Consider the following 19,329-nt stretch of genomic DNA (forward strand, 5'->3'; position numbering starts at 1 on the left):
AGTACAAAAGGATTTATGTATGGCTTCATTGTATGCAAAAGGCGGCGGCGCTGTCCAGATTGCCGAGCAGATCGCCGCACGCATCAAAGGCGGCACGCTGCGGCCGGGTGAGCTGCTGCCACCGGTACGCCAGCTGGCGGCGGAGCTGGAGGTCAATGCGAATACCGTCGCCAGCGCATACGGCCGATTGCGCGATGCCGGTCTGGTGGCGACGCGTGGGCGGGCGGGAACGGTGGTGCTGGAACCGCCGCTGGCGGCGGTGAGTGCGGCCTATACGCCGCGCCAGGTGCCGGCGGGAATGTGCGATCTGGCCAGCGGCAATCTGGATGCCGCCCTGTTGCCGGCGTTGGCGCTGGGCGCGGCGGAGGGATTCCCGCAACAAAACGGCTATGACATCAGCGGCGATCTCCCGGTGCTGACCGGCCTGGGGCGCGAGTGGCTCGGCCGCCAGGGCGTTAGCCTGGGGGAGCCTGCGGTATTCTCTGGCGCGCTGGACGCGATGGAAAAGGCGCTGCGCTGCCATATGCAGCCGGGCGCGGCGGTGTGGGTGGAAGACCCCTGCTGGCCGCCGCTATTGACGCTGCTGCGCCACCTGCGTTTGCGGCCGCTGCCGCTGGCGATGGATGAGCAGGGATGCCGGTTGCCGGAAAGCGGAGCGGCGGGCGCGGTGATCCTGACGCCGCGCGCCCACAATCCGACCGGCGCCTCGCTCTCTGCGCAACGCGCGCAGCAGTGGCGGCGTTTTCTCAGCGAAAATCCGCAGTGTCTGGCGATCGTCGACGATTTCTGGGGGCCGCTGTCGCAGCAGCCGCTGCATCTGCCGTTCGACGGCGATCGCGGCCTGTACGTGTTGTCGCTGAGCAAGTTTCTCAGCCCGGATCTGCGCATCGCGCTGGCCTGCGGCAACCCGATGTTGCTGCAGGCGATGCGCGCCGATCAGTACATCAGCGAACGCTGGGTCAGCCATATCTTGCAGCAGATTGCCGCCAGACTGTGGGGGCAGGCCTTGCAGGAGGGGCAGCTGCAGCGGGCGCAACAGGCGTATCAAGCCAGAAGGGATGAGCTGGTGCGACGGCTCAACGCGCTGAATCACACGGCGCTGGCGGTGGGTGAAGGGCTGCATCTGTGGTTGCCGGTGCGGTCGGAAACCGCCGCCGCGCAGCTGATGGCGCAACGGGGGTGGCTGGTGCAGGGCGGTGAACCTTTCCGCCTGAAGGGCGACCCTGCGATCCGCGTCAGCCTGGCCAACGTCGTGCCGGCGCAGCTGGCGCCGCTGGCGCAGGATCTGGCCGACGCCATGCGGGCCAGCGCGGCGATCAACTAGGCCGGCGTCAGGCTCTCCTCCGCCAGCAACTGCAGTGAGGTGAGCCGGGCGCTCGGTTCGCCGATCGGCGTGTCGATGATGAACTCGTCCACGCCGTAGCGCTGCTGCAGCTGCGCCAGTTGCTGATGCACCTGCGGCGCAGTGCCGAGCAGGATATGGTTTTCTCTTGGTTCGATGCGGTAGTCGGTGGCGCCGGCCTGCTGCACGAAACTCTCCGCCTGGGCCAGGCTGCCGACGGTCACGCTCTGCTCACCGGCGACGTGCACGCGGTATTGCTGAATATCCGCCGCCAGCGCCGCGGCCTGTTCTGCGCTTGGCGCCGCGATCGCCGCCACCGCCAGCAGCCCCTTGCGGCCGCCGCTCAGTGCGGTGTAGTGCGCCAGCGCCTCGCGGATATCCTGCGGATTGCCGTTCAGATGCGCGGCGAACACGAAGGCCCAGCCGGATTCGGCCGCCAGCGTCGCGCTCTCTTTGCTGGCACCGAGCAGAAAGCGCTGGGCGGCGTGCGGCGGCAGCGGTGTGGCGCTCAGTCCCGGCTCGGCGTCGTCGTTCAGATAGGCGGTCAGCTGCGACAGCTGCTGCGGGAAAGCCGGTTTGTTTTGGCGGTCATGAGCGGCCTGCAGCGCCTGGGTGGCGAGCGGCAGCCCGCCGGGCGCTTTGCCCACCCCGAGATCGACGCGCCCCGGTGCCAGCGCCGCCAGCAGGTTAAAGTTTTCGGCCACCTTGTAGGCGCTGTAGTGCTGCAGCATCACGCCGCCGGAGCCGATGCGAATGCGCGACGTCTGGCCGAGCAGGTAGCCGATTAGCACTTCCGGCGACGGGCAGGCGAGCTGCGGCGTGTTGTGGTGCTCCGCCAGCCAGAAACGCCGATAGCCCCAGCGTTCCGCCTGTTGCGCCAGATGCAGCGTGCGCGCCAGCGCCTGAGCGGCGCTTTCCCCGTCGGCGATCGGACTCTTTTCCAATATGCTCAAGGCATAAGCCATTTTCCCGCTCCTTTCCTCATCAGATATGCCTGACAAATACCATGCGGGCGGCGCGCGCCTTAATACTGATTGGCGATAGGATATTCCATTGATCCAAAACGGATTTGGATATGCGCAGAACGGTAAAGCGCCGCGTTGTTATCCCTCGAGCCAGGCCTTCAGACGAATGGCGTCACGGTAGTGGCCGTAGCGCGGCTGCGCGCCGAGCAGGATCATCACCACCGGTTGTCCTTTGATGGTGGTGCGCATCACCAGGCAGTGGCCGGCCTCGTCGGTAAAACCGGTTTTCTGCAGCTGAATCTGCCAGGCCGGGTTATTGATCAGGCCGTTGGAGCTGCGGTAGACCAGTTGGCCGCGGCCAGGGCGCACGATCTGCTGCTTGTCGGTGCTGAAGCGGCGAATCGACTGATAGCGATAGGCGTGATTGACCATCTTCAGCAGATCGTTGGCGGTCGCTACATTGCGCGGCGTCAGCCCGGTCGGATCGTAGAAGCGGGCGCGTTTCATGCCGATGGCGCGCGCTTTCTGGTTCATTTTCGCCACGAAGGCTTTGCGCCCGCCGGGATAGCTGCGGCTCAGCGCCGCAGCGGCGCGGTTCTCCGAAGACATCAGGGCGATGTGCAGCATGTCGCGGCGGCTGAGCACCGAGCCGATGGTCAGGCGCGAGTGGGTTTTCTTCAGCAGATCGCGATCGGCGGCGGTGACCTTGAGCGGGCTGCTCATCGGGCGTTTGCTGTCCAGGGCGACCATGGCGGTCATCAGTTTGGTGAGCGAGGCGATCGGCAGCACGCGGTTCGGCTGCTTTTGATAGAGCGTCTTTCCGGTGCGTTGATTGACGACCAGCACCGACTTGGCATTCAGTACCAGCGGCGGCGTGGCGGCATGCACGGGCGCCAAAACGAACAGCAGGCTGAACAGGAGGGCGGCGCCGAAGCGCCGGACGGGCAGACGGAGAAAAGCGAGAGATAAAAGCATAACGACGGCAATAATGACCCTAAGTGATTAAAAAATATCAAAAGAGTCTGCCCGGCAAATGTGAAGGAAATAGGGTGATATTCGCTCAAACTGTTACAGCAGCCCGCGTTGCCGCAGCGTGAAGCGGGTGGCCTCGTTCAGATCGTACTCCGCCAAGCGCTCGCGCGGCACCCAGGCGTAGTCGTCAAACTCGTCGTTGATCGTCACGTCGCGGTTGGCGGCATGGCAGTCGAAAATCAGGTAAATCATATAGATTTGCTCGCGGCTGCCGTCGGCGAAGGTTTTGATGCGCACGTCGTCGCGGAAGGTCCAGGGCGTGATGCTGTCGAGGATCAGCGCGGCGCCCAGCTCTTCGCGCACTTCGCGCCGCAGCGCCTGTTCAATCTGCTCACCCGGCTCGACGCCGCCGCCGGACAGTGCCCACTGGCCGGGGAATACGCCCTTGTGGGCGGCCATCTTGCACAGCAGGAAGGCGTTATCGTTTTCAATCAGCGGGCAGACAATGATGCGTTGGCGCATGGAAGACTCCTGTCAAAAAACAAACCCGCAGGGTAGCAGGTTTGGCGGCGCGGGGCAGCGAGACAGGTCGCGTTCTACGCGGCGGCGGGAAATCCGATTGGCGCTTGCTATACCACCGGCTTTGTCTTCTTCAACGGGAAATCAATCGCCGATGTTAATAAGTATCAATTAGTATGATTTCTCTTCAGGATAAAGAGGGCTTTTTAACCTGTCACGGAGTGGATAACGCATGCTTAATGGAATAAAACCGCTGTGCCTGACTCTCTTGCTGTTGCTGTCGGCCTGCCACAGCGCGTCGGTCAGACCGCCACCTCACGACGCTACGGCGTCTGCCCCTATCGATCCAACCAAGTCGCTTTTTCCGTTGGACAATTATTCGCAGTCTGTCGATAAATGGCTGCCTCCCGGCCCGCAGCGGCAGGTCGCCGTGCTGGATGACGCTGCGCAGCAACGTCATTTCTCTGCCCTCAAATCCCACTATTTTGGCATGGGGCCGAATGAGGAGTCCTCCTGGAATCCGCATTACATCGCTTCCGTCTTGAGCCGTGAAGCGGAAAGCCACCGTGATGCCGCAATGGATAAATATCTTGGAAATGACAGCGTTTCCTGGGGGGAAAACTTCAGGACTCACGCTGAGCGCTGGAAACAGCAGGTCAGGAATAATGCGTCTGTCGGCATTGACAAGGCTTATCATTCTTCGGCCAGAGGTATTGCGATTAGGGAAACGCTGGTCAGGATGTTGCCGACAGACGATCCGGCTTATGACGATCCGCGTCTGGCAGGGCAAGGTTATCCCTTTGATAATTTGCAGGACTCTTCTATCCGCCCCGGTACACCGGTATACGTTGTGACGGAAAGTCGCGATAAACGCTGGAAATACGTCATATCGCCTACGGTGATCGGCTGGGTGCATAGCGAAGATATCGCGGCGGCGGATCGGCGGTTTGTCAGCGAATGGCTGGCGCTGGCAGGGAAAAATTTGGGGGCATTCATTCAGCAGCCGGTGTCGGTACAAGAGGGGGAGCTGTTTTATTTTACGGCGCGTCATGGCACGGTTCTGCCATTTTACCGTCACCGGCAGGGTGTTTTTAAGGTTGCCGTGCCGGTACGCCGGGAGGATGGTCGCGCGCAAATTCGCCGGATCGATTTAAAGGAGGGGGAGTTTGCCGCCATGCCGTGGCGAATGACGCCAGACCATCTTGCCACGCTGATGCGTTCGATGAGCGGCAGGCCCTACGGCTGGGGGAATGATAACTTCAATAATGACTGCTCTTCCGAACTGCGCAGCCTGTTGATGCCTTTCGGGGTGTTTCTTCCCAGGAATTCCGCCGCGCAGATAGAGGCGGCAAGCCGAGTGGTCGATCTCAGTCAGGCGAACACGGATGAGCGGCTGCGCTATCTCAAGGAGCATGGCAAGCCGTTCACCACGCTGGTCTACATTCCGGGCCATATCATGCTGTATATCGGCAATGCGGCGATTAACGGCCGGAGTGTCCCGATGACGTACCAAAATATCTGGGGCCTGCGCCCGGCAGATTCAAAAAGCCGCAGCATTATCGGCGGCGCAGTCTTTTTCCCGCTTCTGGCTACCTACCCGGAGGATCCTGAGCTGACCTCGCTGGCGGGCAAGGCGCAGTTCAAACTGGGTTTTATTGAGTAACGTCTGAATGCCTATCAAGTGGCCGCCTTGACGGTCTCTTGATAGGCGAGGGCAAGCGGGGAGTGTTAATTGCCTAGCCGGTTTTTGATGATTTTATTATGTTCATCCGTCAGGTTGGCGTAATTCCAAATAAACAATCCGCCAAGATTAAAATCCAGAACCTGATCGATAAAGTAATTTAAATTCCAGTCGGTCAATCCCCGGGTCGTCAGGGCCAGAATGCATTTTTTATTCTCGGCGCCGTTGACCAACGATTGTTTTAATGCCGGGATGACATTGGCGAGAATATCGTCATCGCTCCACATCGCTGCGGCATAGCAGTAATGAATAAAGCGATCGCACTGGCCTGACAGGATGATTTTTCTGACTTTCTCGTTGAGCTTTTTACCATTTTCCGTATTGGGATGATTGTAGGAATAGCCGGCAATAAAACCCAGGCTGGTCTCTTTTCGGGCCTCTTTTAGCCGTTTCATGGCTTCGATGACCCGTTCGGTGTTCATATTGCATTCGTCATCAAAATCGACGCCGTCCCAGCCCCGGTCTACCGTGGCTTCGACGATCCTCAACACTTCATCCTCATTTGCCGGCTTTTGCTGTGGGGAGCATCCGCCGCCGCCATAAACCCAGAGCGTCTTTCCTTTAAAACCGGGGAGAGTATCGGGTTTGTTTTGCTTTTCCGGGCTCCATCCTGGATGCGCTGATGTGCCCGTGGTCAATCCATCAAGGTTGGTGACCATGCCATACATCATGACATCGAACTCTTTGAGAGGTTGGCCAGTCAGAGACTGGCTCCATCCGCCTGTAATAAACGTATTCATTGTCGTTATCTCCTTATTGGTCGTGTTCCTTAAATAAATATGTCTTGCGTGATGGAGGGTACCAGTCTCTATATTCATGTTGCCATTGTGCGGTCGCTGAGCGGGCAAGGGATGAAAACGATGTTGAATGGCGATGACGTTTTTATGACGAAAATATTAATCATCGGGAACGCTGAAAATCATTAACGCCGATAGATAAAGATTGCTATAACAGCGGGGACGATCTGGGTTAACGGCGAAAGGCAGGATAAGGCGTTATGGTGCAACGGTTAGCGGAAAAGATGCACAAGCTTGATTTCGATGATGAAGTGACCGGGCTGATCTACGGCCATGCGTTTCGTTCCGGTGAACCGCCGATGCGCCTGAACTCACAGCAGGTTTGCCAGGCCTACCAGGCGTTGCCCCCCGGCGACGGTTTTATCTGGCTGCACCTCAATCTCAACCACGCGGCGGCGGAGAAGTGGCTGAAAAATCATTTCGCCATTTCCGATTTTTTCTTTCACGAGATTCGCCACGGCTCCCACACCACGCGCATCGAGCGCCAGGGCGACGATCTGTTCGCGGTGCTCAACGACGTGATTTTCCACCCCGAGGACAGTAACCCGGAGACGGCGACGCTGTGGCTCTATTGCTGCCGTGGGCTGGTGGTCACCGTGCGTCACAAACCGGTGCGACTCATTGAACGGCTGCTCGGCCGCCTGACGGCGCTGCAGCTGGCCTCGTCCACCGAGCTGCTGGCGCACCTGCTGGAAGAGCAGGAGGACGTGCTGGAACAGGTGGTGCGGCAGGCCAACCAGTATGTCGATACCATTGAGGACCGCTTGTTGACCCGCCGTGTCAAACGCAACCGCGCCGAGCTGGGGCGCATGCGTCGCATGTTATTGCGCTTTCAGCGCCTGCTGGCGCCGGAGCCGGCCGCGCTGTTTCGCCTGTTGAACCGGCCGCCGACCTGGCTGAGCCGCGAGGTGGTACAGGATCTGCGGCAGTTTACCGAAGAGTTCACCGTGGTATTGAACGATCTCGCCAGCCTGACCGAACGCATCCGGTTGCTGCAGGAAGAGCTGGGCGCCAAGCTGATGGAGCAGAACAACCGCACGCTCTACACGCTGACGGTGATTACCGTGCTGGCATTGCCGATCAATATCGTCGCCGGTTTCTTCGGCATGAACGTGGGGGGTATCCCGCTGGCCAGCAATCACCACGGTTTTATCCTACTGGTGTTGCTGGTCGGCAGTTTTACGCTGATCGCCGGTTATCTGGCGTTCAGGCGCAGGGACGAGACGTAATTACAGGCGGGCGCGGTACTCTTCTTCCAGCCGGGCATGGGTGCTCCAGAACGGCTGCGGCGCCCGATCGTGCAGGCGATCTAACAGGATATCCAGATGGGTGTGCCAGCCGCCGGCGACGCTGAGCATCTCGTCGCGGTTGGCCAAGCGCCGGTGGGTGACCGTCAGCAGCACGGCGCTTCCCTGTTCCGTCAGTTCGAAAGTCACCTCGGAAGGACGGCCCTGATCCTGTTCGGCCCAGGTAAAGCTCAGCAGGCGCGGCGGAAACAGGCAGGTGATGTGGCCGCGGTTGCTGACGCAGCCGCCGTGCTGTTTGTACTTGGCCGGCGGTGGTTCGTGCTCGCCCGCCAAATCGGAGTTGCGAAACTCCAGCTCCAGCGGTGCGCCGTTTTCCAACTTCATGGCGCCGGCCGCCAGCCAGGTGGCGCGCTTGTCGGATTCGGTCAGGTAAGCCCACACCCGCTCGATGGGGCCGGGCAGCAGCCGCTGGATGCGCAGCGTGCCGGGTTCGATAATCATGCCGTAATCATTCATGGTTCACTCCTTGGGAGGAAGCTGTTCGGGCTGCAGCAGCGCCTGTTCGAGCGCATCCAGCCGTTCAGTCCAGAAATGTTCATAGGTTTGCAGCCATTGCATGGCCTGCGCCATAGGCTCGGGTTCGAGCCGGCAGATATGGTTTCTTCCTTGCACGGTGCGTTGCACCAGGCCCGCATGTTCCAGTGCTTTCACGTGCTTGGAGGCGCCAGCGAACGACATTTGCAGCGGCGCGGCCAGTTCGCCGATGCTGCGTTCACCGCCGGCCAGCGCGCGTAACATCGAGCGGCGGGTCGGATCGGCCAGCGCATGAAAAATGGCGTCCAGCTGTGAGGAAGATAATTCAACCATATGGTTGAATATAGAACAGGCAGGCTAATATTCAACCGTTTTGTTGAATATTTTTTGCCCCGGCGAAAAACCGGGGCGAGGTTCAGGCGTCGGCGTGCGCCAGCAGCGCATTCAGCAAGACGTCGGCACCGGCGGCGGCCCAGGCGGGGGTGATGTCCTCCCGTTCGTTGTGGCTGATGCCATCCACGCAGGGAATGAAAATCATGGCGGTCGGCGCGACGCGATTAAGGTAACAGGCATCGTGGCCGGCGCCGGAAATCATGTCGCGATGGCGATAGCCCAAGGCTTGTGCGGCGTGGCGTACGCTGTCGATGCAGCCCCGATCGAAAGCGATTGGAGGATACTGAAAGATGCGCTCGGCGCGAGCGGTCAGGCCGCCGCCGTTGACGTGGTTTACCGCCGCCAGCAGGCGCTGCTCCATCTGCTCCAGGGTTGCCTCCTCTGGATGACGGAATTCGACGCTGAAAAAGACCCGGCCCGGCACCACGTTGCGTGAATTAGGGGTGATTTGCGCCATGCCCACCGTGGCGCGCGCATCGGGCGCGAAATCCCAGCCGATACCGTTGACCGCCGTCACCAGCTCGGTGAAGCCCAGCAGGGCGTCGCGGCGGCGATCCATCGGCGTGGTGCCGGCATGGGCGCTGAAGCCGACGACTTCCAGTTCGTACCAGCGCTGCCCTTGTGCGGCGGTCACGACGCCGATGTCGAGGTGTTCCGCTTCCAGAATCGGCCCCTGTTCGATGTGCAGCTCGAAGGCGGCGTGGATCGGCATGCCGCCCACCGGGTGTTCGCCGGCGTAGCCGATGCGTTCCAGCGCCTCGCCGAGGCTGATGCCATGCTCGTCGCGGCGCGACAGGCCGTACTCGAGATCGAATACCCCGGCGAACACCCCGGAGGCGATCATCGCCGGCGCGAAGCGCGCGCCTTCTTCGTTGGTCCAGTTGATCACTTCAATCGCGCGTTCGGTGACGATCTGCCGATCGTTAAGGCTGCGAATAACCTCCAACCCGGCCAGCACGCCGTAGATGCCGTCGAAACGGCCACCCTGGGGCTGCGAGTCGCCGTGAGAACCGGTGACCACCGGCGCCAGCTCGGGCCGCGAACCTTCACGGCGCAGGAACATGTTGCCCATTCGATCGACGCGCACGCTGCAACCGGCCTCCAGCGCCCAGAGACGCAGCTGATCGCGCGCCTGCCGGTCCTCTTCGCTGAGCGCCAGGCGGGTGACGCCGTTGTCGGCGATGGCTCCGAACTGCGCCATCGCGTGCAGGCTTTGCCACAGGCGCTCGCCGTTGACCCGATACGTCATTGTTCTTCTCCCGGCGTTTTGGCGGTGTAGCGGAAATCGCAGCAGGGGGCGCCGGACATGATGGTTTGGCTGCGCTGCAGCTCGACCTCCGGGGCATAGCCGACGATAAACTGGCTGTCGCGCGCGCAGGAGAGCAGGTGGCCGATTTCCCCCAGCCCCATCTCGTGATACATCTCGGCATAGCGGCAGCGGGTGACGTTATAGTCGAAGTGCTGTTCGTCCTGGTTGATCACCTCGACGCGCAGCGCATCGTCTTTTTCCCACAGGTACTGCAAGGCGGCGAAGCTGCGCAGATCCGCGCCGTTCGGCTCCTGTGCGGCGAACTGCTTGCCTGCCGCGATGGCGGCATTCTCGATGGCTTCGCCGATCACCGCCTGAGCGCGCACCTTGCCGATTTCACGCACCAGAATCTGGTAGATCGGTTTGATGATCTCCGCTTCGATCTTTCTGCGGGCCAAAATGCCCAATTCGTTGTTTGCACAGCTCATCGCCTTGCTCCTCTTGATTTATTGTGGTTTGGCGCCGCCCAACACGGTTTGCGGCTGCCATTTGCCGTCCACTACCCGGTACAGGGTGAAGCTCGGCTGTTGCAGGTTGCCCTGCGCATCGAAGGCAATGGCGCCGGTCACGCCCTGGTAATGTATGGTGCGCAGTTTCGGCAGGTAATCGGCCGGATTGGCCGAGCCGGCCTGTTCGATGGCGGCGATCAGCACCCGGGTGGCGTCGTAGGCGAAGGGCGCATGCAGTTCGATGTGGGTGTGGTAACGATCGCGGTAGGCTTGTTCAAACGCCTTGCCGCCCGGCATCTGTTCCAGCGGCAGCCCGGGCTCCAGCGCGACGACGCCTTCGCCTTCCCGCTGCGCCAGCGTCAGGAAGGTTTGGCTGACAAAGCCGCCGGCGCCCATCAGCTGCGCGTTCATGCCCAGCTGTTTCAGTTTGCGCGCCAGCGGCGCCGCCTGGGAGTCCACGCCGCCGAAGAAGATCAGATCGGCGTTTTTGCTGCGCACGGTGGTCAGCACGGCGCTGAAATCGACGGTCTTGTCGTCGACGTACTCGCGGGTGACCGGCTGCACGCCCTGGGCCTGCAGCGATTTGATGAACTCGTCCGCTAGGCCCTGGCCGAAGGCGGTGCGATCGTCGATCACCGCGATGCGCTGGGCTTTCAGCGTTTTCACCGCATACTGCCCGGCATAGTTGCCGCCGTCGTCGTCGTGGCCCATCACGCGGAAGCTGGTGTCAAAGCCTTGTTGCGTGTAGCCGTGGCCGGTGGCGACCGGTGCCACCTGGGCGATGCCGGCGTCGTGGTAGATACGCGCCGCCGGGATGCTGGTGCCGGTATTCCAGTGGCCGACCACGCCGGCGACGCCCTCGTCGACCAAACGCTGCGCGACGGCCACGGCGGTGCGCGGATCGGACTGATCGTCCTCGGACAGCAATTTGAAGGTGACCGGTTTGCCGTTCAGCGTCGGCTTTTGCGCGTTGGCGTCGGCGATCGCCAGGCGCGCGCCGTTTTCGAGATCTTTGCCGATGCGCGCGGAAGGGCCGGTCAGCGGCCCGGCCAGGCCGATCAACACGGTGTCGTCCGCCAGCGCCGGAAGGCTCAGGATCATCGTTACGGCGGCCAGCGCCAACGGCTTGATGCGAAAGTTCTGCTGCATGTCATACTCCTGGTGCGGTTAAAGGTAACAACGGTTATTCACCCAAATAGATCTGTTTGATTTTTTCATCGTCCAGCATCGCGGCGGAGCGGCCGCTGTGGCTCAGGCTGCCGCTGTCCAACACATAGGCGCGGTCGGTAGACTCCAGCGCCAGGCGGGCGTTTTGCTCGACCAGCAATAGCGTGACGCCGTCACGAGCCAACTGTTTGATGACCGAAAAAATGGCCTCCACCACAATCGGCGCCAGCCCCATCGACGGTTCGTCCAATATCAACAGGCGCGGGCGGCTGAGCAGCGCGCGGCCCATCGCCACCATCTGCTGCTCGCCGCCCGAAAGCAGCCCGGCCGGTTGATGCAGGCGCTCGTTCAGGCGTGGGAAGGTGGCGCATACCCGTTCGAAATCGTGCCGCACCGCCGCTTTGTCACGGCGCGCATAGGCGCCCAGCTGCAGGTTTTCTCGCACCGTCAGGCGGGTGAAAATGCCACGACCTTCCGGCACCATCACCAGCCCCTGTTGCAGCAAGCGGTGCGGCGGCACGCCGCGAATCGAACGGCCGTCGAACAGGATGTCGCCCTCGAACGGCTGCAGGCCGGTCAGCGCCCGCAGGCTGGAGGTCTTGCCCGCGCCATTGGCGCCGATCAACGTGACCTGCTCGCCGGCGTTGACCATAAAATCGATGCCTTTGACCGCGTGAATGCCGCCGTAAGACACTTTGAGTCGTTTAACGCTCAGCAGGGCTTCAGACATGCGCGCCGCCTCCCAGATAGGCCTGAATGACCGCCGGTTCACGCCGAACCTGCGCCGGTTCGCCTTCGGCAATCGCTTTGCCGTAATCCAGCACCGTCAGGCGATCGCACAAACCCATCACCAGCTTGACGTCGTGTTCGATCAACAGCAGCGTTTTGCCGCTGTCGCGAATGCGCAGCAGCAGCTCGCGCAGCGCCACTTTTTCTCCGGCGTTCATGCCGGCCGCCGGTTCGTCCAGCGCCAGCAGCCGGGGCTCGGTCGCCAGCGCGCGGGCGATCTCCAGACGGCGCTGGTGGCCGTAGGCGAGATCCCCGGCGCGATAATGGGCGAATTGGCCGATGCCGACATACTCCAGCAGCGCATGGGCCTTGTCGCGCACCGCCTGTTCTTCCTCCCTGGCGCGGCGGTGGCGGGCGATCGCCGCCCACAGGCCGTTGCGGGTGCGTACGTGGCAGCCGACCATCACGTTTTCCAGCACGCTCATTTCGTTGAACAGCCGCAGGTTCTGGAAGGTGCGGGCGATGCCGGCCTGCGCCACTTTATCGATCGCTTGGGGCTTATAGCGCTGGCCCGACAGGCGAAATTCGCCCTCGTCGGCACGGTACAGGCCGGTGATCAGATTGAAGCAGGTGGTTTTACCGGCGCCGTTCGGCCCGATCAGGCCGTAGATCTCCCCCTGGCGGATGCTCATGCTGACGTCATCCACCGCCGTCAGGCCGCCGAAGCGTTTGCTGACGTGGTGTAAAGCGAGCAAAGGCGTCATGCGGCATTCCCTCTTAGGTGGCGGGCCGGCCACAGGCCCGCCGGGCGATACAGCATCACCAGGATCAGCGCCAGGCCGTAAAACAGTTGGCGGATAATTTCCGGGTCGATCAGCACCTGGCCGAACAGCGCCTGCTGCAGCGGCCCCATGCTGCTGCGCAGCAGCTCCGGCAGAGCGGCCAGCAGCAGCGCACCCAGGATCACGCCGGGGATGTGCCCCATGCCGCCGAGCACCACCATCGCCAGTACGGCGATCGACTCTTGCAGGGTGAACGATTCCGGCGACACGAAGCCCTGAAACGCGGCGAACAGCGCGCCGGCCACGCCGCCGAAGGTGGCGCCGATGGCAAAGGCCAGCAGCTTGAAGTTGCAGGTGTTGATGCCCATCGCCCGCGCGGCGTCCTCGTCTTCGCGGATCGCCGTCCACGCGCGGCCAATGCGCGAGTTTTGCAGCCGCAGGCTGATAAACAGGATCGCCAGCAGCAGCGCGGCGAACAGGTAGTAATAGAGGTACAGGCCGGAGAAACGCACGCCGAACCACTCATGCATGCCGGAAAACTTCAGGCCGAACAGGCTGACCGGGTCGATGCCGGAAATGCCTTTGGGGCCGTTGGTGAGGTTGACCGGGCGGTCGAGGTTGCGCATCAAAATACGCACGATCTCGCCGAAACCGAGCGTGACGATCGCCAGGTAGTCGCCGCGCAGCCGCAGCGTCGGCGCGCCGAGCAGAATGCCGCACGCCGCCGCCAGCAGCGCCGCCAGCGGGATCAGCCACAGCATCGACAGGTGCAGCCCATCGGGGAACCACTGCAGCAGCAGCGGGAACTGCTGCGTCAGATGCGGTGACGACAGCAGCGCGGCCAGATAGGCGCCAACGGCGTAAAAAGCGATAAAGCCCATGTCCAGCAATCCGGTCATGCCCACCACGATGTTCAGCCCGAGCGCCAGCATCAGGTACAGCAGCGCGAAGTCGACGACGCGCACCCAGTAGTTGCCGCCGGCGGCACCCGCGACCCAGGGCGCCAGCAGCAGGGCGAGAATGAACAGCGTCAGCCCCAGCCTGGCACGCCGAGGCGTGGCCAGGGGAAGTGAGGAAGTTAAAACGGTCATCATGATGTCCTTATGCGCGCGCGGCGATGCGTTCGCCCAACAGCCCGGAGGGGCGGAAGACCAGCACGGCGATCAGCACCAGAAACGCGAATACGTCCTGGTAGTTGCTGCCGAATACGCCGCCGGTCAGCTCGCCGAGATAGCCGGTACCCAGCGATTCGAACAGCCCCAGCAGTAAACCGCCGAGCATTGCGCCGCGCAGGTTGCCGATGCCGCCGAGCACGGCGGCGGTAAAGGCTTTGATGCCGGGCAAAAAGCCCATCGAGAAACCGGCGTTGCCGTAGTTGCTGGCCATCATGATGCCGGCTACCGCCGCCAGCGCGCCGCCGAGCGCGAAGGTCAGAACGATGATGCGGTCAGGACTGATGCCCATCAGGCCGGCGACCTGCGGGTTTTCCGCCGTGGCGCGCATGGCGCGGCCGAAACGGCTGTGTTCGACCAGCAGCCAGAGGCCGGCCATGACCGTCACGGCCACCGCCAGCGTGACGATCGCGGTGCCGGTGATCACCGCCGGCGCATGTTCGGCGCTGCCTGCGGTCAGGGCGATGGGCGTCATCGGCAACAGCTGCGGAAACATCAGGGGATTGCGTGACCAGATCAGCATCGCCAGGGTTTGCAACAGCAGCGAGACGCCGATGCCGCTGATCAGCGGGGCCAGGCGCGGTGCATTGCGCAACCGGCGATAGGCCAGACGTTCGATCGCCATCGAGGTGATGGCGCAGACGGCCATGGCGAACAGGGCCGCCAGCAGCAGCGTGGCGTAGGGCGGTAACGCGGGAAAATGATGCTGCAACACGCCGATCGCCGACAGCGCGCTGAGCGCCCCGACCATCAGCACGTCGCCATGCGCGAAGTTGATGATGCGCAGGATGCCGTACACCATGGTGTAGCCGAGCGCGATCAGCGCATAGATGCTGCCGAGCATCAAACCGTTGACGGTCTGCTGTACCAGCGTATCCATAGGGAGAGTCCGGAGATAATGAGTCAGGAGGCTCACAGTAGAGAATTTAAAAAAATTGTAAAATACGGAAAAATACTTTCTTATACAAAAAACGAGTGATTTTAATGCTTTGATTTTTATGTATATTAAATAAATACTTCTCCTGGACTTTCCATAAAACAATCGATATATGAAAAAAACAGAACAGTACGATGAGCCGTTGCCGATGTTGCCGAACGATCCGCCGCTGCGCGCCGTGCGGGCGTTCGAGGCCATCGCGCGCCTGGGCAGCATCAGCGCGGCGGCGAAGGAGCTGATGATTTCGCCTTCGGCGGTCAGCCATCAGCTGAAAACGCTGGAGGCATTCTTGCAGATGCCGTTGACCGAAAGGCAGGGGCGCCATCTGGTGCTGCGCGGCGAGGGGCGGGAATATTACCGCTCGATCCGGTCGGCGTTTAACGTGCTGCGCCAGGCGACCGAACACGTGCGCGAGCAGTCCGCGTCGCGGCAGGTCACCATCAGCCTGATCCCGCTGTTCGGCATGGGCTGGTTCATTCCGCGGCTGCGCGGCTTTCTGCGGGAAAATCCGGATATCGACATCAATGTGGTTTACGCCAACCACCGCAATTACCTGAGCGACGCCGCCGATCTGTCGATCCGCTTCGGGGTTGGGCAGTGGACCGGCTATCGCAGCGAAAAGCTGATGTCCGGCCAAATGGTGCCGGTGTGCAGCCGGGCATTCAGTAAACTGCACGGTTTGCTCGATACGCCGGATCAGCTGGCGGCGCTGCCGCTGCTGCATGACGAGGAGCGTAATACCTGGATGCAATGGTTTCAGCTGGCCGGCGTTAAACGCCCGCTGCGCAGCATCGGGCCGATGTTCGAAGACGGGTTGCTGACGCTGGCGGCGGTGCAGGCGGGATTGGGGTGTGCATTGATGCGCGAGCCGTTAATCGCCCAGTACCTTGAAAGCGGCGAGTTGATCAAAATGTTCGATCTGCCGATCGACGACGGTCGGGATTATTACCTGTGCGCTCGCCTGGATAGCGAACTGTCGCAGGAGGGGGAAAACCTGCGGCAGTGGCTGCGCCGCGAAGCCGATGAGCGCCGGCTCGCTTAAAACTCGACGTCCTCCAGGCTGAAAAACGCCGTTTGATCGTTGTAGGAGAAGATTTCGCCGTAACGGCCCCAGTTGATCACCGTATCCAGCGTCTCTTTGGCGGCGTTGTCCGACAGCGAATCCTCCAGCTCCTGCTCGAAACGCACGCGCGGCGCGCGGTGCCCCGGCCGCTCGTCCAACACGTTTTTGATCAGCGCGGCCAGCGGCACATAGCGCAGCAGATGCTCCGCGAACAGCACTTTGCGCGCCTGAACGTCGCCGTCGGCGAAGGCGCGCGCCGGCGGCGTCAGGAAGATGTCGCCTTCACGCACGTCGGCGAAGCCCAGCGACTGCAGCACTTCGGCGATGGGGAACAGCTCATCGACCTCCAGATGCAGCGAGAGGGCGATCTCCGGCATGTCGGCACGGCCGAAATAGGGCGCGGCGGCCAGGGTTTCGATCAGGCCGGCGATCAGGTTGGTGGACACGTGCGGCAGCCGGGTGCCGAGCTTCAGCCCTTTCTTGACGTTGCCGTCGGTCGGGCGGGCGGTCATCTTGGCGTACACATCGTCCACCAGGTGGCGGAACTGCGGATCCAGCCGGTTGCGCGGGTGGCTGAACGGCACCTTGATTTCGGCGATCACCCGGCCGGGGTTGGAAGAGAGCAGCAGAATGCGATCGCACATGAAGACCGCTTCCTCGATGTTGTGCGTGACGATCAGCACCGATTTGATCGGCATTCGCCCCTCGGTCCACAGATCCAGCAGGTCGGTACGCAGCGTTTCGGCGGTCAACACATCCAGCGCCGAAAACGGCTCATCCATCAGCAGCAGCGTCGGATCCACCACCAGCGCGCGCGCAAAGCCTACGCGCTGGCGCATGCCGCCGGATAGCTCGCGCGGGTAGGCGTTTTCAAAGCCGTCCAGGCCGATAAGATCGATGGCCGCCAATGCCCGCTCGCGCCGTTCGGTAGGGGCGACGCCCAGCGCCTCGAGGCCGGCCTCAACGTTTTGCAGCACCGTCAGCCAGGGGAACAACGCGAAGGTTTGAAACACCATGGCGACGCCTTTGGCGGGGCCGTTCAGCGGCTGCCCCAGGTAGTTCACCGTCCCGGCGGTGGGGGTAACCAGACCGGCGATGATGCGCAGCAGCGTCGATTTGCCCGAGCCGGAGCGGCCCAGCAACCCGACGATCTCGCCCGCCCGCAGCGACAGATTGACCCCGTCGAGGATCAGCAGCTCGCCATGTGCCTTGTCATAGCCATGGCTGACCGCGTTGACCGCTAAAATTTCCTCGCCGGGCGAGTGCGTCGCCTGCGTTGGGTGAAGGTCTGACATCTGAACGGCTCCTTAATCGATGCGGAAGCGGGATTCGGCGTAGGCGTAAAGCGGCCGCCACAGCAGACGGTTGAACAGCGTAACGAACAGTGACATCACGGCGATGCCCAAAATGATCTTGGGGAAATCGCCGGCGGCGGTGGTTTCGGCGATGTAGGCACCCAGCCCATGTGCCTTCACCTGGGTGCAGCCCCATTGCACGAACTCCGCCACGATGCTGGCGTTCCAGGCGCCGCCCGACGCGGTGATGGCGCCGGTGATGTAATAGGGGAAGATGCCCGGCAGCATCACCTGGCGCCACCATTGCCAACCGCGAATGTGAAAATTGGCGGCGGCCTCGCGGTAGTCGTTGGGCAACGCGGTGGCGCCGGCCACCACGTTGAACAGAATGTACCACTGGGTGCCCAACACGATCAGCGGCGACAGCCAGATATCGGGGTTCAGCCGGAAGTGGACGATGGTGATGACGAACACCGGGAACAGCAGGTTAGCCGGAAACGCGGCCAGAAACTGGGCGATCGGCTGGATCTTTCCGGCCAGCGTCGGGCGCAAGCCGATCAGCACGCCGAGCGGCACCCAGATCAGCGACGACAGGGCGATCAGCACCGCCACGCGCAGCAGCGTGATCAGCCCCAGCACCATCACATGGCCCACGTCATTGAGCGTCACGCCGGTCTGCACATAGAGAATGACGCGCCAGGCGATCGCCAGCGTCAGCAGGATGACGATGGTGCTCCAACACCGATCGATCGTGCGCGAACGCCGCTGCCGTTGGGCGCTATTGCCGCGGCGCAACGGCCGGGCGGGCAGGCTCAGTTTCAGGCGCGCGGTTTTGGCCAGCAGTGCGCCCAGCGGCGTCAGCAGCAGGTGGATCAGGCGCGTGCGGCGCATCAGGTTCAACAGCCAGGAAGTGGGGGCGCTCGCCGAGCGGGTGGTTTCCATGCGGAATTTGTCCGCCCATGCCACCAATGGCCGAAACAGCAGTTGATCGTAGGCCAGGATCACCACCGTCATGGTGAGCAGCACCCAACCTATCGCGGGCAGATCCTTGCTGAGGATGGCCTGCGCGAGATACGCGCCGATGCCCGGCAGCGTAAAGGTGTTGTTGCCGACGGTGATCGCTTCCGACGCCACGATAAAGAACCAGCCGCCGGACATCGACATCATCATGTTCCAGATCAGCCCCGGCATGGCGAACGGCGCGTCCAGCTTCCAGAAACGTTGCCACGGACTCAGATGGAAGTCGCGCGCCACTTCTTGCAGATCGCGCGGCACGGTGCGCAGCGACTGGTAGAAGCTGAAGGTCATATTCCACGCCTGGCTGGTGAAGATGGCGAACATCGCCGCCAGCTCGACCCCCAGCACCCGGCCGGGGAACAGCGCGATGAAAAAGGTGACGGTGAAAGAGATGTAGCCGAGTACCGGCACCGACTGCAGGATATCGAGGATCGGCACCAGCACCTTTTCGGCGCGCCGGCTCTTGGCCGCCAGGGTGCCGTAGACCAGCGAGAACGCCAGCGCGGCCACCATCGCCACCAGCATGCGCAGCGTGGTGCGCAGGGCGTATTCCGGCAGATTGGCGGGATCGAGCGATATCGCCTGCGTTTTCAGCGTGACGATCGGTTGCAGGGTTTGATGCAGGCCGATGGCCATCATGGCGATCAGGCCGATGATCAGCGGAAAGGCGATGACGTCCCAGCCATTGGGCAGCAGGCGCCGGGCGGAAACATGGGTGTTGAGCCGGACGTTCATTTCACTTCTCCCACGGCGGGCGCAAACAAGAAAGTGACAATCGCATAAGGACTATAGACCATCCGGCGCGGGCGATTCTAAACCGTTGCTCACCGGCGGCGGTTTCTGTGCCGCAAACGGGCGATACTGTAACCCGTGAAGATGACGGTTAAGTTATGCTTATC

19 protein-coding genes are annotated in these 19,329 nt (G+C 62.1%); 4 read left to right on the forward strand and 15 right to left on the reverse strand.

The window, feature by feature from the left end; all coding sequences use genetic code 11:
• Positions 1-19 precede the first annotated feature (19 nt).
• A complete protein-coding gene (locus ACUXAC_RS06680) occupies positions 20-1,324 on the forward strand; it encodes an aminotransferase class I/II-fold pyridoxal phosphate-dependent enzyme (RefSeq protein WP_387441209.1) in 1,305 nt (434 codons plus the stop codon).
• On the opposite strand, the gene ACUXAC_RS06685 is transcribed toward ACUXAC_RS06680, so the two are convergent.
• The 3 genes from ACUXAC_RS06685 to nudI all read right to left on the reverse strand — a co-directional run bounded on the left by ACUXAC_RS06685 (position 1,321) and on the right by nudI (position 3,801).
• Positions 1,321-2,307, reverse strand: a complete 987-nt coding sequence (locus tag ACUXAC_RS06685; protein WP_089186017.1) for an MsnO8 family LLM class oxidoreductase — start codon at positions 2,305-2,307, stop codon at positions 1,321-1,323. The two genes, ACUXAC_RS06680 and ACUXAC_RS06685, sit on opposite strands and share 4 nt — an antisense overlap.
• 138 nt (positions 2,308-2,445) lie before the next feature.
• Positions 2,446-3,282, reverse strand: coding sequence for a D-alanyl-D-alanine endopeptidase (pbpG, locus tag ACUXAC_RS06690; protein WP_100395739.1), 837 nt, complete (start codon positions 3,280-3,282; stop codon positions 2,446-2,448).
• 93 nt (positions 3,283-3,375) lie between these two features.
• On the reverse strand, positions 3,376-3,801 hold the full coding sequence (gene nudI, locus ACUXAC_RS06695; RefSeq protein ID WP_087762761.1) for a nucleoside triphosphatase NudI: 426 nt from the start codon (positions 3,799-3,801) through the stop codon (positions 3,376-3,378).
• 229 nt (positions 3,802-4,030) lie between these two features.
• Here nudI and ACUXAC_RS06700 point away from each other — a divergent pair, with 229 nt between their 5' ends.
• Positions 4,031-5,461: a C40 family peptidase gene (locus ACUXAC_RS06700; RefSeq protein WP_147839917.1), complete on the forward strand. Its 1,431-nt coding sequence runs from the start codon at positions 4,031-4,033 to the stop codon at positions 5,459-5,461.
• A gap of 65 nt (positions 5,462-5,526) precedes the next feature.
• On the opposite strand, the gene ACUXAC_RS06705 is transcribed toward ACUXAC_RS06700, so the two are convergent.
• Positions 5,527-6,279 carry a hypothetical protein gene (locus tag ACUXAC_RS06705; protein ID WP_089186015.1) on the reverse strand — a complete coding sequence of 251 codons (753 nt, stop codon included), beginning with the start codon at positions 6,277-6,279 and terminating at the stop codon, positions 5,527-5,529.
• Positions 6,280-6,536: 257 nt separating this feature from the next.
• On the opposite strand from ACUXAC_RS06705, the gene ACUXAC_RS06710 reads away from it, so the two are divergent.
• Complete coding sequence (locus ACUXAC_RS06710) at positions 6,537-7,565, forward strand: transporter (RefSeq protein ID WP_060439873.1); 1,029 nt, start codon at positions 6,537-6,539, stop codon at positions 7,563-7,565.
• Here the strand turns inward: ACUXAC_RS06710 and ACUXAC_RS06715 are convergent, their stop codons facing one another.
• The 9 genes from ACUXAC_RS06715 to ACUXAC_RS06755 form a co-directional block, all read right to left on the reverse strand.
• The gene (locus ACUXAC_RS06715) at positions 7,566-8,099 is read right to left on the reverse strand and encodes an SRPBCC family protein (RefSeq protein WP_060418727.1); all 534 of its coding nucleotides are present in this window, start codon (positions 8,097-8,099) and stop codon (positions 7,566-7,568) included. It abuts the gene before it with no gap.
• Between the two features lie 3 nt (positions 8,100-8,102).
• Complete coding sequence (locus ACUXAC_RS06720; protein WP_060439874.1) at positions 8,103-8,450, reverse strand: ArsR/SmtB family transcription factor; 348 nt, start codon at positions 8,448-8,450, stop codon at positions 8,103-8,105.
• Positions 8,451-8,532: 82 nt separating this feature from the next.
• The gene (locus ACUXAC_RS06725) at positions 8,533-9,759 is read right to left on the reverse strand and encodes a Zn-dependent hydrolase (protein ID WP_197756948.1); all 1,227 of its coding nucleotides are present in this window, start codon (positions 9,757-9,759) and stop codon (positions 8,533-8,535) included.
• Positions 9,756-10,247 carry an L-2-amino-thiazoline-4-carboxylic acid hydrolase gene (locus ACUXAC_RS06730; protein WP_060439876.1) on the reverse strand — a complete coding sequence of 164 codons (492 nt, stop codon included), beginning with the start codon at positions 10,245-10,247 and terminating at the stop codon, positions 9,756-9,758. Before ACUXAC_RS06730 ends, ACUXAC_RS06725 begins: the two co-directional genes overlap by 4 nt.
• Positions 10,248-10,265: 18 nt before the next feature.
• The gene (locus ACUXAC_RS06735) at positions 10,266-11,369 is read right to left on the reverse strand and encodes a branched-chain amino acid ABC transporter substrate-binding protein (protein WP_371935060.1); all 1,104 of its coding nucleotides are present in this window, start codon (positions 11,367-11,369) and stop codon (positions 10,266-10,268) included.
• 82 nt (positions 11,370-11,451) lie between these two features.
• Positions 11,452-12,165, reverse strand: coding sequence for an ABC transporter ATP-binding protein (locus ACUXAC_RS06740; RefSeq protein ID WP_060439877.1), 714 nt, complete (start codon positions 12,163-12,165; stop codon positions 11,452-11,454).
• Entirely contained in the window at positions 12,158-12,928 is a 771-nt protein-coding gene (locus ACUXAC_RS06745) for an ABC transporter ATP-binding protein (RefSeq protein WP_201966404.1), read from the reverse strand. The genes ACUXAC_RS06740 and ACUXAC_RS06745 overlap by 8 nt, the downstream gene beginning before the upstream one ends.
• Positions 12,925-14,037, reverse strand: a complete 1,113-nt coding sequence (locus ACUXAC_RS06750) for an ABC transporter permease subunit (RefSeq protein WP_387441201.1) — start codon at positions 14,035-14,037, stop codon at positions 12,925-12,927. Before ACUXAC_RS06750 ends, ACUXAC_RS06745 begins: the two co-directional genes overlap by 4 nt.
• 10 nt (positions 14,038-14,047) lie before the next feature.
• Positions 14,048-14,998: a branched-chain amino acid ABC transporter permease gene (locus ACUXAC_RS06755; protein WP_197756600.1), complete on the reverse strand. Its 951-nt coding sequence runs from the start codon at positions 14,996-14,998 to the stop codon at positions 14,048-14,050.
• A 169-nt stretch (positions 14,999-15,167) separates the two neighbouring features.
• On the opposite strand from ACUXAC_RS06755, the gene ACUXAC_RS06760 reads away from it, so the two are divergent.
• The gene (locus ACUXAC_RS06760) at positions 15,168-16,097 is read left to right on the forward strand and encodes a LysR substrate-binding domain-containing protein (protein WP_060418747.1); all 930 of its coding nucleotides are present in this window, start codon (positions 15,168-15,170) and stop codon (positions 16,095-16,097) included.
• Here ACUXAC_RS06760 and ACUXAC_RS06765 read toward each other — a convergent pair.
• The gene (locus tag ACUXAC_RS06765) at positions 16,094-17,413 is read right to left on the reverse strand and encodes an ABC transporter ATP-binding protein (protein ID WP_387441198.1); all 1,320 of its coding nucleotides are present in this window, start codon (positions 17,411-17,413) and stop codon (positions 16,094-16,096) included. The genes ACUXAC_RS06760 and ACUXAC_RS06765 overlap by 4 nt on opposite strands.
• Positions 17,414-17,425: 12 nt before the next feature.
• Positions 17,426-19,165, reverse strand: coding sequence for an ABC transporter permease (locus ACUXAC_RS06770; RefSeq protein WP_387441196.1), 1,740 nt, complete (start codon positions 19,163-19,165; stop codon positions 17,426-17,428).
• Positions 19,166-19,329 lie beyond the last annotated feature (164 nt).

Source organism: Serratia sp. 121840015-1, from assembly GCF_053627655.1.

Excerpts from the sequence above, each read along its gene's own strand:
- ACUXAC_RS06745 (WP_201966404.1), bottom strand. The coding sequence starts at position 12,928 with ATGACGCCTTTGCTCGCTTTACACCACGTCAGCAAACGCTTCGGCGGC.
- ACUXAC_RS06735 (WP_371935060.1), bottom strand. The coding sequence starts at position 11,369 with ATGATCCTGAGCCTTCCGGCGCTGGCGGACGACACCGTGTTGATCGGC.
- ACUXAC_RS06715 (WP_060418727.1), bottom strand. The coding sequence starts at position 8,099 with ATGAATGATTACGGCATGATTATCGAACCCGGCACGCTGCGCATCCAG.
- ACUXAC_RS06770 (WP_387441196.1), bottom strand. The coding sequence starts at position 19,165 with ATGAACGTCCGGCTCAACACCCATGTTTCCGCCCGGCGCCTGCTGCCC.
- ACUXAC_RS06725 (WP_197756948.1), bottom strand. The coding sequence starts at position 9,759 with ATGACGTATCGGGTCAACGGCGAGCGCCTGTGGCAAAGCCTGCACGCG.
- ACUXAC_RS06685 (WP_089186017.1), bottom strand. The coding sequence starts at position 2,307 with ATGGCTTATGCCTTGAGCATATTGGAAAAGAGTCCGATCGCCGACGGG.
- ACUXAC_RS06765 (WP_387441198.1), bottom strand. The coding sequence starts at position 17,413 with ATGTCAGACCTTCACCCAACGCAGGCGACGCACTCGCCCGGCGAGGAA.
- ACUXAC_RS06760 (WP_060418747.1), top strand. The coding sequence starts at position 15,168 with ATGAAAAAAACAGAACAGTACGATGAGCCGTTGCCGATGTTGCCGAAC.
- ACUXAC_RS06700 (WP_147839917.1), top strand. The coding sequence starts at position 4,031 with ATGCTTAATGGAATAAAACCGCTGTGCCTGACTCTCTTGCTGTTGCTG.
- ACUXAC_RS06755 (WP_197756600.1), bottom strand. The coding sequence starts at position 14,998 with ATGGATACGCTGGTACAGCAGACCGTCAACGGTTTGATGCTCGGCAGC.
- ACUXAC_RS06710 (WP_060439873.1), top strand. The coding sequence starts at position 6,537 with ATGGTGCAACGGTTAGCGGAAAAGATGCACAAGCTTGATTTCGATGAT.
- pbpG (WP_100395739.1), bottom strand. The coding sequence starts at position 3,282 with ATGCTTTTATCTCTCGCTTTTCTCCGTCTGCCCGTCCGGCGCTTCGGC.
- ACUXAC_RS06680 (WP_387441209.1), top strand. The coding sequence starts at position 20 with ATGGCTTCATTGTATGCAAAAGGCGGCGGCGCTGTCCAGATTGCCGAG.
- ACUXAC_RS06705 (WP_089186015.1), bottom strand. The coding sequence starts at position 6,279 with ATGAATACGTTTATTACAGGCGGATGGAGCCAGTCTCTGACTGGCCAA.
- ACUXAC_RS06740 (WP_060439877.1), bottom strand. The coding sequence starts at position 12,165 with ATGTCTGAAGCCCTGCTGAGCGTTAAACGACTCAAAGTGTCTTACGGC.
- ACUXAC_RS06720 (WP_060439874.1), bottom strand. The coding sequence starts at position 8,450 with ATGGTTGAATTATCTTCCTCACAGCTGGACGCCATTTTTCATGCGCTG.
- nudI (WP_087762761.1), bottom strand. The coding sequence starts at position 3,801 with ATGCGCCAACGCATCATTGTCTGCCCGCTGATTGAAAACGATAACGCC.
- ACUXAC_RS06730 (WP_060439876.1), bottom strand. The coding sequence starts at position 10,247 with ATGAGCTGTGCAAACAACGAATTGGGCATTTTGGCCCGCAGAAAGATC.
- ACUXAC_RS06750 (WP_387441201.1), bottom strand. The coding sequence starts at position 14,037 with ATGACCGTTTTAACTTCCTCACTTCCCCTGGCCACGCCTCGGCGTGCC.